Here is a 12,145-nt window from a genome sequence, read left to right as displayed (position 1 = left end):
CAACGATGGTTTAACCTTAAGATCCAGGCGCGACGTCACGGGACGATCTCGATCAGCGGCACGTTGGGCGCCTCGCCCGCCCCGAAGGCCGAGAGGTCGAAGAGGAGCTCGTCGGTGTCGAAGCGGACGGGCACGTCGAAGCAGAAGCCCGCCGTCACGGCGGCGCCGGCCTTCGGCGCCGCCGCCAGCGTCACGAGCCCCGTCACGGGATCACAGGATCCCCCGATCCCGGTGAGCTCCACCCCGTCCACCGCGATCCGCACCGTGCCGGCCACGGGCTTGGCGATGGGACGGGCATAGGGCGCGTGCGCCCCGCCATAGGCCTTCACCAGCGGGAACACCCGGGTGGCGCCGTCCCCCGTGCCGATGCGCTGGTCGCCGGCCGCGGGCTCGCGCAGGGGCGGGCAGGACTTCCAGTCGACCGCGTCGCGGAAGCGGAAGCCGTGCAGGCGCCCGCGCCGCTCCTCGAAGAAGCCCACCACCTCGTGCAGCGCGTCGAGGGTGCGGATGCCGAGCCCCGCGTCGTAGCGGCGCCGGGAGCCCGCGTGGCGGGCGTTGCGATGCTCCCTGCCGGAGGCCAGCGTCACGATCTCCGTCACCCGCCCCGGCCCGCCCCGCGCGCCGAGCGCCACGGCGAAGGGAAAGCGCACCTCGTGAAACTCCTGCATGACCCCCTCCGGCGGACGGCGCGCCAGGGAAAACCCCAATGTGCGCCTCGGTTTGTTCGTCTAAGTTGAAGCCTGCCACCCCGATTCCCTCTTGCCGGCCCGCCCGCATGTCCGACGGTACGTCGCAACCGATCACCGGCCAGGCCAGCCCGCTGCCCCTTCCGTGGACCGCGGAGCGGGCGCCCACGGTCCGCCCGCTGAGCTGGCATCTCGTGATGCTGTGCGCAGGCATCGTCGTCCCGGTTCTCGGCTTCCTGGCGTTCCTGCTCTGGCAATCGGCGTCGCGGGAGCAGGAGGCCATCCGGCGCGAGGGCTCCATCGCGGCCCGCACCGTGGCCATCGACGTGGACCGCGACCTCGTCACGCTCACCGCCGGGCTCCAGGCCCTGACCCATTCCCAGTCGCTGCAGACGGGCGATCTCGGGAGCTTCCACGTGGTCGCCTCCCGGCTCGCCGAGACGCTGGAGCTCGCGGTGGTCCTGTTCGACCGCAACGGCCAGCAGCTCGTCAACACGCGCCGCCCCTGGGGAACGCCGCTCCCCCTGGTCCACCCGGAGGTGCGCCGGGGCGTGCCGGTCCTGCTCGAGACGAAGAAGCCCTACGTCACCGACATGTTCACGGGGCAGATCGCCAACGAGCCCCTGTTCGTGATCATGGTGCCCGTGTTCCGGGAGCGTAGCCAGGAGGTCGCCTATCTCCTCCAGCTCAGCATCCCGGCCGAGCGCCTGCGCCAGATCATCCTCAGCACCGTGCGGCCCGAGCAGGGCCTCGCGATCGTCGCCGACCGGCGAACCGTGGCGCTCGCCCGCAACCGGCCGTCGGAGGCCGAGAGCGCCGAGTCGACGATGCTCGCCGAAGCCGTGCCCGCGGCGGGGGGGCGGCTCCACTCGGTCACCGCCGCCGGGGCGCCCGTCACCGTGTTCACGGCCCCCGTGCCGAACGTCGGCTGGACCGTGGCGGTCGGCATCGAGGACGAGGTCCTCCGGCGCCCGGTCGCCGAGCTGATGCGCCTTCTCATCGCCACGGGGGCGCTCCTGTTCCTGCTCTCGGCGGGGCTCGCGGCCCTCATGGGACGGCGCATCATGGGCGCCCTCGACAGCCTGGTCGGGAGCGCCTCGGCGCTCGGTGCCGGTGGCGCCATGCCGGCCGTCAGCACCGCCATCCGCGAGGTCAACGCGGTGGGAGAAGCCCATGCCCGCGCGGCAAGCGAGCTGCGCGAGGCGCTGGAGACGAAGGAAGCCCTCCTCTACGAGGTGAACCACCGGGTGAAGAACTCTCTCGCCGTGGTGACGAGCCTGCTCGCGCTCCAGGCCCGGCAATCGGGCGACCCCGATCTCCAGAGCCGGCTCGCCGAGGTGCGGGCCCGGGTCGGCGTGGTGGCCGGGGTGCACCAGCGCCTCTACGAGAGCGGCCGACACGACCGGCTGGAGATCGGCTCCTTCCTCGCCGCCATCGCGGCCGACACCCTCAAGGCCTACGGGGCGGAGGACCGCGTGCGGCTCGACGTCGACGTGCAGGGCGGGATCGTCCTCAAGATCAACGACGCCACGCCCCTCGTGATGCTCGTGGCCGAGCTCCTGACCAACGCCGCGAAGCACGCCTTCTGGGACGGGCGCGCGGGCCGCATCGAGCTCCGCCTGCGCCAGGACGAGGGCGGGACGGTCCAGGTCACCGTCGGCGACGACGGCCCGGGCCTGCCCGAGGGCTTCGATCCCGCGCGCTCGAAGAGCACCGGCATGCGGATCGTCACGGCGCTCGCGCGCCAGATCCGCGCCGAGCTGCGGGCCGAGCCCGCCGAGCCGGGAGCCCGGTTCACGATCGCCTTCACGCCACCCGCCTGAGCCTGCATGCCCCCATCGAGCCCCGCCGCCGGCCATCCGCTGCGCCTCGTCATCGTCGAGGACGAGGCGCTTCTCGCCATGTCGATGGAGGATTCGCTCCTCGACGCCGGCCACGAGGTCCTGGGCGTCGCCGACGACCTCGCGAGCGCCCTTGCCCTGGCGGGCCGCACGCGCCCGGACCTCGCCCTCGTCGACGTGCAGCTCCTGCGGGGAAGCTCCGGGCTCGACGTGGCGGCCCGCTTCGCCGAGCTCGGCATCCCGTGCCTGTTCGTCACCGGCAATTGCCCGGCCGAGCGGGGGCGCACCGCGGCGCTCGGCTGCCTCCACAAGCCCGCCGACGAGCGCAGCCTCTTGGCCGCCGTCGTCGCGGCGCGCGCGGTGATCCGGGGCGAGGCGCCGTGCGCCCTGCCCTCGGGCATGCATCTCTACTGAGCGCCGCCCCCTCACATCGCCCGCGCCCCCCGGGCCACGGCCCGCGCGAGGCTCGCCGAGACCTGGGCCTCGGAGCGCTTGAAGCTCGCCGCGTCGGGGGTGGTGATCTGGACCGAGACGGAAACTGGGCGAGCGGCCGGGGCCTCGGCGGCCGTCTCGCGGCGGTTCGCGCCGAAGAGGCGGTCGAGCGGCAGGTTCCCGGCGAGGTTCGCGCCGCCTAGGGGCACCTGCAGGCCCGTCAGCGAGGAGACCAGGGAGCCGAGCCCCTGCGTCGCGATCGAGCCGAGCGTGCTCGCGGCGGTGCGCAGCGCCATCCCGGCCATGGTGCGCTCGATGTCGCGCAAGACCCCGTCGAGGCGCCGGCCTTCCGCGGCCCCGTCCTCGAAGGCGCGGCTCAGCGCCTCGCCCACGCGCCGGGCTCCGGCCTCGAGGCCCCCGATGCGGGCGGCGGCGTCGTCGGTCATGGGGCTCTCCAGGGGGGATCTCGGGCGGGCGGGTCGTCGGGATAGGCGCGCAGCAACCCGTCGAGGGTGGCGCGGTCGAGGGGCGCCGGGGCGAGGTGGGGGCGCAGCACCATCGCGAGCTCGCGCGGGGTGAGCGCCCAGGCCGCGTCGGGGGTGAGCCGCAGGACGCCGATCAGGAACCCGAGGACGTCGTCCCAGGGGAACGCTGCGGGCGCGCCTGCGGCCCCGGAGGGTTTGGGCCGGCCTCCCCGAAGGCGAGGCGCAGCGCCTCGGCCGCCGCCTCGGCGACGCCCTCGATCCCGCCGTCGAGGGGCAGGTCGGCCACCTCCGCGTCGGTGATCGCGTGCCCGCCCCCGCGCAGGGCGGCGCCGAGGATGGCGACGAGGTCGCGGCTCGACAGGCGCCCCTCGCCGAAGCGCGCGGCGAGCGCGGTGAGGCTCTCCACCGCGAAGGCGTCCTCCAGCTCGGCGAGCGCGCCCAGCGTCAGGCGCAAGGTGTGGGGGCGCCCGCCGAAGCTGGCCTGCACCTCCCCGCGGCGGCGATTGGGCATGCAATGGTCTCCTTGATGGGGTGGCTCCACCCGCCACCCTCGTCCTGAGGTGCCCTGCGAAGCAGGGCCTCGAAGGGCGCTCCAGAGGTCTCCGGAGGGCTGGGGCAGAGGTGGTGCGTGCTTCGAGACGGCCTGCTCCGCAGGCCTCCTCAGCATGAGGGGTTGGGGAGATCACTGGTTCGAGGTGGTACCCCCTCACCCCCGGCCCCTCTCCCCATGGGAGAGGGGGGCCCACCCTGGAGGCGTTCCTGCCCCTCAGGCGGGCGTGAAGGCGAGGAGGCCGGCGGATTCGAGGGTCATCTCAAAGGTGACCTCGCCGGCGTGCTCGCCGCGATAGTCGAGGGCCGCGATCTGGAACGGGCCGTCGAGGCGGCCGAGCCCCGGGATCACGACCTGGAAGGCGCGGATGCCGCCCTCGAAGAAGAGCGCGCGCATGAGCGCGTCCGAGGGCTCGTCGCGAAAGACGCCGCCGCCCGACACGCTCGCCCGGCGCACCCCGGCGCCGCCGAGGAGCTCGCGCCAGCGGCCGGCGGAATCGGCGCTCGTCACGTCCACCGTCTGCGCGTCGAGGGCGATGCGCCGGGCCCGCAGGCCCGCCACCGCCACGAAGGCGCCGCTCCCGTCGTCGATGCGGATGAGGAGGTCCTTGCCCTTTTGCACGGCCATTTCAATACCTTCAGGTTGCCGTGACGGCGCGAAGGCGCAGCGACACCCGGGCAAGGCCCGTGGCGCCGTCGCGGGTCGCGGTCAGCCGGACGAGGGTGAGGTTGGCGAGAGCGGGACCGGCGAGCGCCAGGTCCGCGCCGTCGAGGAGCCCGCCGATGCGGTCGGCGGCCATGAGGGCGGACGCCGCGCTGCCCGGCCGCCCCGTCACCACGATCTCCAGGGACTGGACGGCGACGCCCTCGACGTCGGGCTCGCATTGCACGTCGCCGAACACCGCGTGGACGCCGCCGGCGCGCACCGGCGCCTCGTCGTGGATCGCGGGCGCGTCGAGGAGGGCTTCGAGCACCGCGTCGCCCGCGAGCCGGGCGAGGACCGCGGCGCGCAGGGCGAGGACGGGGCCGTTCGTCGTCGTGGCGGTCATGGCGCGATCTCCTCGACGAGGCACACGAGGTCGCGGCGGCGGCCGTCGGGATCGTCGGCGGCGCGGATGCGGAAGCGGCGGGGGCCCGAGGCCAGGCGCATGCGCTCGTCGACGCCCTCGCGCCAGCGCAGGGTCACCTGGTGGGTCGCCTGGCCCGCGACGCGAAGGCGCCGGCCGGTGAGGGTCTCGATGGCGCCCCAGAGCTGCGGCCCCGCCTCGAAGCGGCGCACCACGCCCCCGAACCCGTCGGGCGTCTCGAGCGGCGTCTCCAGCACGAAGGGGCGCCGGCGGGCGCCGATGGAAGGGGTGGGCATGGGGCGCTCCGGAGGGCTCTAAGTGAGGCGCAGGCGGCGATAGGGGGCGATCAGGGCCGCCACGTCCGGGGGCATGGGGGCGTCGTCGAGGGCGTCGCCCCGGTTCTCAAACCAGCGCGCCACGAGGAGGCGCACGGCCTGCGCCAGCGGCGCGGGCACCGCCTCGGGGGCGGCCCCGAACCCCGCCCGCACCACGATCTCGATCCCCGCCATCGGCCGGCCGGGCTCGGGCGCGGTGGCGTCGACGAGGAGGCGGGGCGGGTCGGAGAGCGGATCGAGGGCGGTGAGGCCCGGGTCGAGGGTAGAGAAGACCGCGCCGTCATGGACCCGCACGGCCTCGAGGCCGACGAGGGGCGCGAGCGGCAGGCGCACGATCCGGTCGCGGGGCCAGCGGTCGAGGGTGAGGCGCCAGGTCTGCTCCAGGAGGGCAAGCCGGCTCGTCGCCTCCACGAGAAGCCGCGCGGCGCGGATCAAGGCCTCGATCAGCGCGTCCTCGCCCCCCTCCGATCTTAAGGTTGACCGCATGTCGGCAAGCGTCACGGGCTCGACGGCGGGGCCGGCGACGAGTATCGGAGTCATGATTGGTTTCCCCAAGGTGAAGACGATGCGGCATCCAGGGCGCGGACGCTTCGCGGGATCGGCGGCGGGCCTGGCGCTGGCGCTGTGGCCGGCTCTCGCCTTCGCGGTGATCGGCGGGCAGGACGATCCGGGGCCGCTCGCGCGCCGCTCCGTGATGGTGCTCGATTCCCGGGGCGGCGTGTGCTCCGGCGTGGTGCTGGCCCGCGACGTGGTTCTCACCGCCGCCCATTGCGTGACGGGCGCCCCCGAGCACCGGGTGCATTTCCGGGACGCGGGCGGCCAGCCCGTGCTCATCGTGCCCTCCGCCAAGGCGGTGCATCCGGGCTACGACGCGACAGCCATCGAGCGCCGCCGCCGCTCCATCGACCTCGCCCTCGTGCGCCTGCCCGAGCCGCTCCCCGCCCGCATCGAGACCGCGACCCTCGCGGCCGGCGCCGCCTCCAAGGACGAGCGCATCGTGCTCGGCGGCTGGGGCGTGCTGCGCGAGGGCGAGTCCCGCACCACGGGCACCTTCCGCACCGCCTCCCTCGACGTGGTGGAGCCCTTCGGCCCGAGCCGCATCCTGCTCTGGGCCCAGGACCCCGACCGCCGCGGCGTCGGCGCCTGCCGCGGCGATTCCGGCGGCCCCATCACCCGCGCCGACACCGTCCTCGCCGTCACCACCTGGGCCTCGGGCCCGAAGGGCCGCGATTGCGGCACCTTCACGCAAGGGGTGTTGGTCGCGCCCCAGCGGGACTGGATCGACCGCACGCTGAAAGCCTGGGGCCGCGAGGCGGCGTGGGAGTAAGCGCCCTCCCCTCTCCCATGGGGAGAGGGGCCGGGGGTGAGGGGGTACCACCTCGAACCAGAGCTCTCCCACCCCGTTCATCCCATCCTCCGCCCTCGTCCTGAGGTGCCCTGCGCAGCAGGGCCTCGAAGGGCGCTCCAGGGATCTCCGGACGGCTGTGGAAGCGTGGTGCGTGCTTCGAGACGCGCTCCTCGAGCGCTCCTCAGCATGAGGGAGATCCCTGGATCGGCGTGGTACCCCCTCACCCCGCTGGCACTTCGTGCATCCCTCTCCCCCTGGGAGAGGGGCGCCCCCTCACGCCCCGAAGGTCAGCAGCTTGATCGCCGCGAAGTCCTGCACGCCGCCGCCGACGCGCTTCGTCACGTAGAACAGGACGTAGGGCTTGGCGGAATAGGGGTCGCGCAGGACGCGCACGCCCGTGCGGTCGACAACGAGGTAGCCCCGGCGGAAGTCGCCGAAGGCGATGGCGGCGGCGTTCGGGGCCATGTCGGGCATGTCCTCGGCCTCCACCACGGGGAAGGTCATGAGGGTGGCGCCGGCGCCGGGGGTGGCGGGGGGCTGCCAGAGATAGTTGCCCTGGCCGTCCTTGAACTTGCGGATGGCGCTCTGGGTCTTGCGGTTCATGACGAAGGTGGCGTTCTGGCGGTAGCCCGCCTTCACGGCATGGACGAGGTCCACGAGCACGTCCGAGGCGTTGCCCGCGGGGAACGCCCCCGCGACGCCCGTCGCCACGGTGCCGAGCCGCCCCCAGGTCCAGGCGCCGTTGGCGGCGCGCTCATAGGCGAGGAAGCCCTTGGGCTTGCCCACCCCGTCGCCCGCCACGAAGGCCGCGCCCTCCTGCTCGGCGAAGGCGGTCTCCACCTCCGCCGCGATCCAGGCGTCGACGTCCACCACCGCGTCGTCGAGGAGCGTCTGGGTCGCGGCCGGCATGGCATAGAGCTCCATGGCCGGGAAGGTGAGCTCGACGAGCGCGGGCGAGGCCGTCTGGGGCCGGGGCGTCCCCTCCCCCACCCAGCCCGCGGCGGCACCCGTGACCGCGTAGGCCACCTTGTACTGGCCCGCCGAGATGAGGCGCGTGGCGGCGATGCCCCGGATCGGCGAGATGTCGGCGAGCCGGCGCAGCACCTCGCGCTCGATGTCGGCCGGCGCCAGGTAGCCGCCGTCCGGCCCCGAGCCCGCCGAGAGCGCCTTCGCCTCGAGGCTCTTGAGGCCTGCGGCCTCGCCGGAGCGGACATAGAGGTCGAAGGCCGTCTTGTGCTCGCGGACGGCGGGGTCGGCGCCGGGCGCGCCGCCGAGCGCCGGCCGGCGGGCGTCGAGGGAGAGGCGGTCGAGGCGGCCCTTCGCCTCGTCGAGCGCCCGGTCGATGCGGGAGAGCTTGTCCTCGCGCACCACGTCGGCGCTCATGCGGGTCTCGATCTCGGCGAGCCGCTCGTCGTTGGTCTCCTTGAACGCCTCGAAGGCGCGGGCGAAATCCTCGAAGGCGGCCGCGACGTCGGCGGACTTGGTCTCGGGCGAAAGGGTCATGAACGGCCTCGCTGGCAATGAACGTGGATGAAAGGGGCGGATGAGACGGCGGGCGCCTCAAGCGCCCGCGAAGAGCCGCGCCGTGGTGCGGCGGATGGCGCTCGCCACGGGCTCGGCCTTCACGGCCTCGACCCGGGCCCCCGGCTGCATGGGGAAGGTGACGACCGAGATCTCCCACAGGTCGAGCTGCTCCAGGCGGCGCACGCCCGTGCGGTCGCGCCGCCCGCGCTCGACGCGGTAGCCGATGGAGAGCCCGTCGACGGCGCCCTGCCCCATGAGGGCGTGGATCTCGCGGGCCCGCGCCACCGACAGGTTGAGCCGCCCGCGGACCCGCAGGCCGCGCGCGTCCTCCTCGATGGCGCTCCAGGCGCCGATGGGCTCGGCCGGGTCGTGCTGCCAGAGCATCCGGACGCCCCGCGACCCGCGCGCCTCCAGCGACGCCCGGAACGCGCCCGGCACCACGACGTCCTTGGCGAGGTCCACCACCCCGAACAGGCTGGCATAGCCCTCGAAGCGGCCGGTCTCGTCGGCGGCGGGGAGCGCGGGGAGGAACTTCGTCTCCCGCGCGATCATCGCCGCCCCTCCGGTTGCGCGCGCATGGGGGGGCGCCCGTCGAGGCGCTCCAGGGTGCGGATGAAGGCGCGCATCACGGCGATGGCGCGGGCGCTGGAGGGCGGCGTCGGCCGCCGCTGCGGGCGGGATCGGATCATGGCTGGTCTCCGTCGTGACGGCGGTTGAACTGCGCGAGCTCGCGCACGAAGTCGTCGAAGCGCCGGTTGGCGGCGCCGAGCTCCTTGAGGAGCCGTCCGGCGAGCACCGAGGCGGAGCCCGCGAAAACGAGCAGCGCCAGGTGCGCCAGATCCCCCCGCGCCGCGACCGCGGTCACGAGGGTGTCGAGAGGTGTCATGGGGGTCTCCTGTCCCGCCGGGGGAAGGCTCCCCTCTCCCGGGGGGGAGGGGTGCACGAAGGGCCGGGGGTGAGGGGGCGGACGCCGGGAGGCTCGCGCCACAACCCTCCCCCCTTTGCGGGGGAGGGACAGCTTGGCGAAGCCAAGCAGGGAGAGGGGCCGTCAGACGGTTCGCGTGCTCGTGCCGCCGCGTGAGATCGGCCTCGCGCGACCCTGGAGGCCCCTCACTTCGCTTTTACGCATGCCCCCTCTCCCGACCCCGCTTCGCGGGGCCACCCTCCCCCGCAGAGGGGGGAGGGGGAGACGGCTGGATCTGCGTGGTAGCCCCTCACCCCGCTGGCACTTCGTGCATCCCTCTGCCCATGGAAGAGGGGAGACGCGCACCTTCCCCCCACCCCTCATCGTCTCCCGTAGCCCACCGCCTCGCGCTTCTCGTCGGCGGTGAGGAAGTCCGCCGCGCTCACGCGCCGCCAGAGCGATTCCCGCTCCGGCGCCAGGGCCTCGATGGCGTCGAGGTCGGGTTCCAGGCGCAGGTCCGGGGTGCCGAGCCAGGCGGCGAAGGCCTCGCCCGTGCGGCGGGCGAGCGGGATCACGGTCTGGCGGTAGAAGGAGCGGTTGGCCTCGGCGTAGTTGGCGTGGGTGTTGTCGCCGGGCAGGCCGAGCAGGAGGGGCGGCACGCCGAAGGCGAGCGCGATCTCCCGGGCGGCGCCCGCCTTGGCCTCGATGAAGTCCATGTCCTTCGGGGTGAGGCTCATGGACTGCCAGGCGAGCCCGCCGTCGAGGAGCATGGGGCGGCCCGCGTTCGCCGCGCCCCGGAAGCTCTCGTCGAGCTCGGCGCGCAGCTTCGCGAATTGCCGGTCGGAGAGGTTGCCGCTGCCCTCCAGGACGAGGGCGCCCGAGGGGCGCGCCGCGTTGTCGAGGAGCGCCTTGTTCCAGGCGCCGGCCGCGTTGTGGATGTCGAGGGCGGTGGCCGCCGCCTCCATGGGCGAGAGGCCGTAATGGTCGTCGGTGGGGTGGAACAGGGTGAGGTGGAGGATCGGGGCCGGCCCCTCGCCCATGGCGTAGCGCCGCGTGGTGCCCCCGGCCGTGTAGTCGTAGCCTGCGATCCAGCCGTCGGCGCCCGTCACCACCCGCATCCGGTCGGGGCGCAGCGCGTGCAGCTCCGCGGCCCGGCCGTCGACCCGCAGGGCCTCCACATAGGCGTTCCCCGACACCATCAGGTGCCCATAGACCTCCTCCAGGAACCGCGCCCCGCCCTGGCGCCGGTTGGGGCGGGCAAGCAGCGCGAGGAGCGGATGGGCGTCGAGGGCCCGCCCGGTCTCGATGAGCGTCAGCGGCAGGGCGGCGGCCGATTCGGCCACGAGCCGCACGGCCCGGTGCACCACGGCGTTGCGCCGGAACCCGGCCGCCGCGAGCGCCCCGTAATCCCGCGGCGTCCATACCGCCCGCGCCCCAAAATACACCGCCGCGCCCCCCGACACGGCCGCCTTGGCCTCCGCCGGCCGCAGCCAGCGATTGATGCGATCGAACATGGGGTCCTCGTGGGGTTGGGGGGTCCCGTGTCATCCCCGGCCGGAGCCCGTCAGGGCGGAGGGGACGCACGCTTGCGTGCCAAGAAGGGGATCCAGCGCGATAATGCTGCTGCGTAGCGGCTCGCCTGGGCCCGCGAAGGGCCCTGGACGGGCCTTAGGTGCGCCTGCGGCGCAGCAAGTGGTGCTGGATCCCCTTCCCTTCCGCTGACCTGACGGTCAGCTCCAGCCGGGGATGACAAGGCGAGTGCGGGACCGCTGTCATCCCCGGCCGGAACTCGCGAAGCGAGTGGAGGGGAAGGGGATCCAGCGCAATGATGCTGCTGCGAAGCAGCTCTCTCGGGCCCGCCAAGGGCCCTGGACGGGCATGAAGAGTCGCTTCGCGACATCAAGATATGCTGGATCCCCTTCAGCAGCTGACGCTGCTTCCGGCCGGGGATGACAACGGTGGGTGCGCCTCAACAGGCCGTCGGGTCGAGGTCGAGCCAGTCGGGGTTGGAGGCTTCGATTAGGCGCAGCTTCCAGGCCCGGTTCCAGCCCTTCAGCTGCTTCTCCCGCGAGATCGCCTCGCGAACGTCGGCGAAGCGCTCGGCATAGACCAGCCGCGTCACCCGGTACCGCCGCGTGAAGCCCGGCACCGCCATCGCCTTGTGCTGCTCGACGCGACGCACGAACTCGCCCGTCACGCCAACATAGAGCGTGCCGTTGCGGCCGCTCGCCAGGATGTACACCACGTAACGATCGAGCATCGCACCAACCCCAAGCAGGGATTGTTCGACACGCCGCGTGCAATCACAAGGGGGAGATGCTGGGGGTGCGTTCCCCTCCCCCTTGTGGGGAGGGGCTAGGGGTGGGGGTCGGGACGCCACCCGCCGACGGTCCAGGAGGGGACTGTACGAACGTGCGTTCTCCCCACCTGCCCGAGAGCTCCGACTGTCCGACCCCCACCCCCAGCCCCTCCCCGCAAGGGAGGAGGGGTGAGGTGCCAAGCCCGGCGAATCGCGCCATTGTCCGGCCCGCCCGCAGCAGGATCCCCGCCCCATGGCCCATGCCCTCTACGCCCTCGGACGCATCGCGCTGGCGGCGATCTTCCTGTGGTCCGGCTACGGCAAGCTCGTGTCGCCGGGGGGCCTGAGCATGATGCTCGCGGGCAAGGGGCTGCCCTATCCGCTCTACCTCACCTATGCGGCGGGCGTGGCGGAGGTGGGCTTAGGCGCGCTCGTTGTGGTGGGGTGGCAGGCGCGGGCGGCGGCCTTAGGACTCGTCGCGTTCACGATCGCTGCCACCTATCTCGGCCACGACTTCTGGACCCAGACGGGCGCCGAGGCCCGGGGCAACCAGATCCACGCGGCGAAGAACCTCGCCATCGTCGGCGGCCTGCTGATGCTCGTGGCGGGCGGCGCCGGGCGGTTCTCGCTCGCGCGGAAATAGGGCGCGAGGCTCCACGGGACGGCTGGGGCGCG

Annotated in this window: 18 protein-coding genes; 4 read left to right on the top strand and 14 right to left on the bottom strand. The window is 73.6% G+C overall.

Annotated elements, in window-relative coordinates:
- Positions 1–35: 35 nt before the first annotated feature.
- The gene (locus F0L46_RS09560; RefSeq protein ID WP_149816931.1) at positions 36–668 is read right to left on the bottom strand and encodes a DUF2460 domain-containing protein; all 633 of its coding nucleotides are present in this window, start codon (positions 666–668) and stop codon (positions 36–38) included.
- 107 nt (positions 669–775) lie between these two features.
- On the opposite strand from F0L46_RS09560, the gene F0L46_RS09555 reads away from it, so the two are divergent.
- Both F0L46_RS09555 and F0L46_RS09550 read left to right on the top strand, forming a co-directional pair.
- Positions 776–2,509, top strand: a complete 1,734-nt coding sequence (locus F0L46_RS09555; protein ID WP_149816930.1) for a sensor histidine kinase — start codon at positions 776–778, stop codon at positions 2,507–2,509.
- Between the two features lie 6 nt (positions 2,510–2,515).
- Positions 2,516–2,941, top strand: a complete 426-nt coding sequence (locus F0L46_RS09550; RefSeq protein ID WP_149816929.1) for a response regulator — start codon at positions 2,516–2,518, stop codon at positions 2,939–2,941.
- A gap of 11 nt (positions 2,942–2,952) precedes the next feature.
- Here F0L46_RS09550 and F0L46_RS09545 read toward each other — a convergent pair whose 3' ends face one another.
- From F0L46_RS09545 to F0L46_RS09515, 7 genes are all read right to left on the bottom strand, one after another.
- Entirely contained in the window at positions 2,953–3,405 is a 453-nt protein-coding gene (locus F0L46_RS09545) for a phage tail tape measure protein (protein WP_149816928.1), read from the bottom strand.
- Positions 3,402–3,569, bottom strand: coding sequence for a phage tail assembly chaperone (locus F0L46_RS09540; protein ID WP_306461771.1), 168 nt, complete (start codon positions 3,567–3,569; stop codon positions 3,402–3,404). The genes F0L46_RS09545 and F0L46_RS09540 overlap by 4 nt, the downstream gene beginning before the upstream one ends.
- Positions 3,570–3,577: 8 nt before the next feature.
- On the bottom strand, positions 3,578–3,955 hold the full coding sequence (locus tag F0L46_RS09535; protein ID WP_149816927.1) for a gene transfer agent family protein: 378 nt from the start codon (positions 3,953–3,955) through the stop codon (positions 3,578–3,580).
- A gap of 255 nt (positions 3,956–4,210) precedes the next feature.
- Complete coding sequence (locus F0L46_RS09530; RefSeq protein WP_149816926.1) at positions 4,211–4,621, bottom strand: phage major tail protein, TP901-1 family; 411 nt, start codon at positions 4,619–4,621, stop codon at positions 4,211–4,213.
- 10 nt (positions 4,622–4,631) lie between these two features.
- The gene (gene gp17, locus F0L46_RS09525; RefSeq protein ID WP_149816925.1) at positions 4,632–5,042 is read right to left on the bottom strand and encodes a tail completion protein gp17; all 411 of its coding nucleotides are present in this window, start codon (positions 5,040–5,042) and stop codon (positions 4,632–4,634) included.
- Entirely contained in the window at positions 5,039–5,356 is a 318-nt protein-coding gene (locus F0L46_RS09520; RefSeq protein ID WP_149816924.1) for a phage head closure protein, read from the bottom strand. Before F0L46_RS09520 ends, gp17 begins: the two co-directional genes overlap by 4 nt.
- A gap of 18 nt (positions 5,357–5,374) precedes the next feature.
- Entirely contained in the window at positions 5,375–5,935 is a 561-nt protein-coding gene (locus F0L46_RS09515) for a head-tail connector protein (RefSeq protein WP_149816923.1), read from the bottom strand.
- Here F0L46_RS09515 and F0L46_RS09510 point away from each other — a divergent pair.
- Positions 5,934–6,722, top strand: coding sequence for a S1 family peptidase (locus F0L46_RS09510; RefSeq protein WP_240539930.1), 789 nt, complete (start codon positions 5,934–5,936; stop codon positions 6,720–6,722). The two genes, F0L46_RS09515 and F0L46_RS09510, sit on opposite strands and share 2 nt — an antisense overlap.
- Positions 6,723–7,016: 294 nt before the next feature.
- Here F0L46_RS09510 and F0L46_RS09505 read toward each other — a convergent pair whose 3' ends face one another.
- The 6 genes from F0L46_RS09505 to F0L46_RS09485 form a co-directional block, all read right to left on the bottom strand.
- Positions 7,017–8,246: a phage major capsid protein gene (locus tag F0L46_RS09505; protein ID WP_149816922.1), complete on the bottom strand. Its 1,230-nt coding sequence runs from the start codon at positions 8,244–8,246 to the stop codon at positions 7,017–7,019.
- A gap of 57 nt (positions 8,247–8,303) precedes the next feature.
- A complete protein-coding gene (locus tag F0L46_RS09500; protein ID WP_149816921.1) occupies positions 8,304–8,819 on the bottom strand; it encodes an HK97 family phage prohead protease in 516 nt (171 codons plus the stop codon).
- Positions 8,816–8,956 (bottom strand): hypothetical protein, encoded by a 141-nt coding sequence (locus F0L46_RS26095; RefSeq protein ID WP_188311903.1) that lies wholly within the window; start codon positions 8,954–8,956, stop codon positions 8,816–8,818. Before F0L46_RS26095 ends, F0L46_RS09500 begins: the two co-directional genes overlap by 4 nt.
- On the bottom strand, positions 8,953–9,153 hold the full coding sequence (locus F0L46_RS09495; RefSeq protein WP_149816920.1) for a hypothetical protein: 201 nt from the start codon (positions 9,151–9,153) through the stop codon (positions 8,953–8,955). Before F0L46_RS09495 ends, F0L46_RS26095 begins: the two co-directional genes overlap by 4 nt.
- 398 nt (positions 9,154–9,551) lie before the next feature.
- Positions 9,552–10,685 carry a phage portal protein gene (locus tag F0L46_RS09490; protein WP_149816919.1) on the bottom strand — a complete coding sequence of 378 codons (1,134 nt, stop codon included), beginning with the start codon at positions 10,683–10,685 and terminating at the stop codon, positions 9,552–9,554.
- 455 nt (positions 10,686–11,140) lie between these two features.
- Entirely contained in the window at positions 11,141–11,431 is a 291-nt protein-coding gene (locus tag F0L46_RS09485; RefSeq protein ID WP_149816918.1) for a GIY-YIG nuclease family protein, read from the bottom strand.
- A gap of 292 nt (positions 11,432–11,723) precedes the next feature.
- Here F0L46_RS09485 and F0L46_RS09480 point away from each other — a divergent pair, with 292 nt between their 5' ends.
- Positions 11,724–12,113: a DoxX family protein gene (locus F0L46_RS09480; RefSeq protein WP_149816917.1), complete on the top strand. Its 390-nt coding sequence runs from the start codon at positions 11,724–11,726 to the stop codon at positions 12,111–12,113.
- Positions 12,114–12,145: the final 32 nt, after the last annotated feature.

The organism is Salinarimonas soli (assembly GCF_008386575.1).
Lineage (GTDB): Bacteria > Pseudomonadota > Alphaproteobacteria > Rhizobiales > Beijerinckiaceae > Salinarimonas_A > Salinarimonas_A soli.
This window is presented reverse-complemented; position numbering and strand designations above follow the sequence as displayed.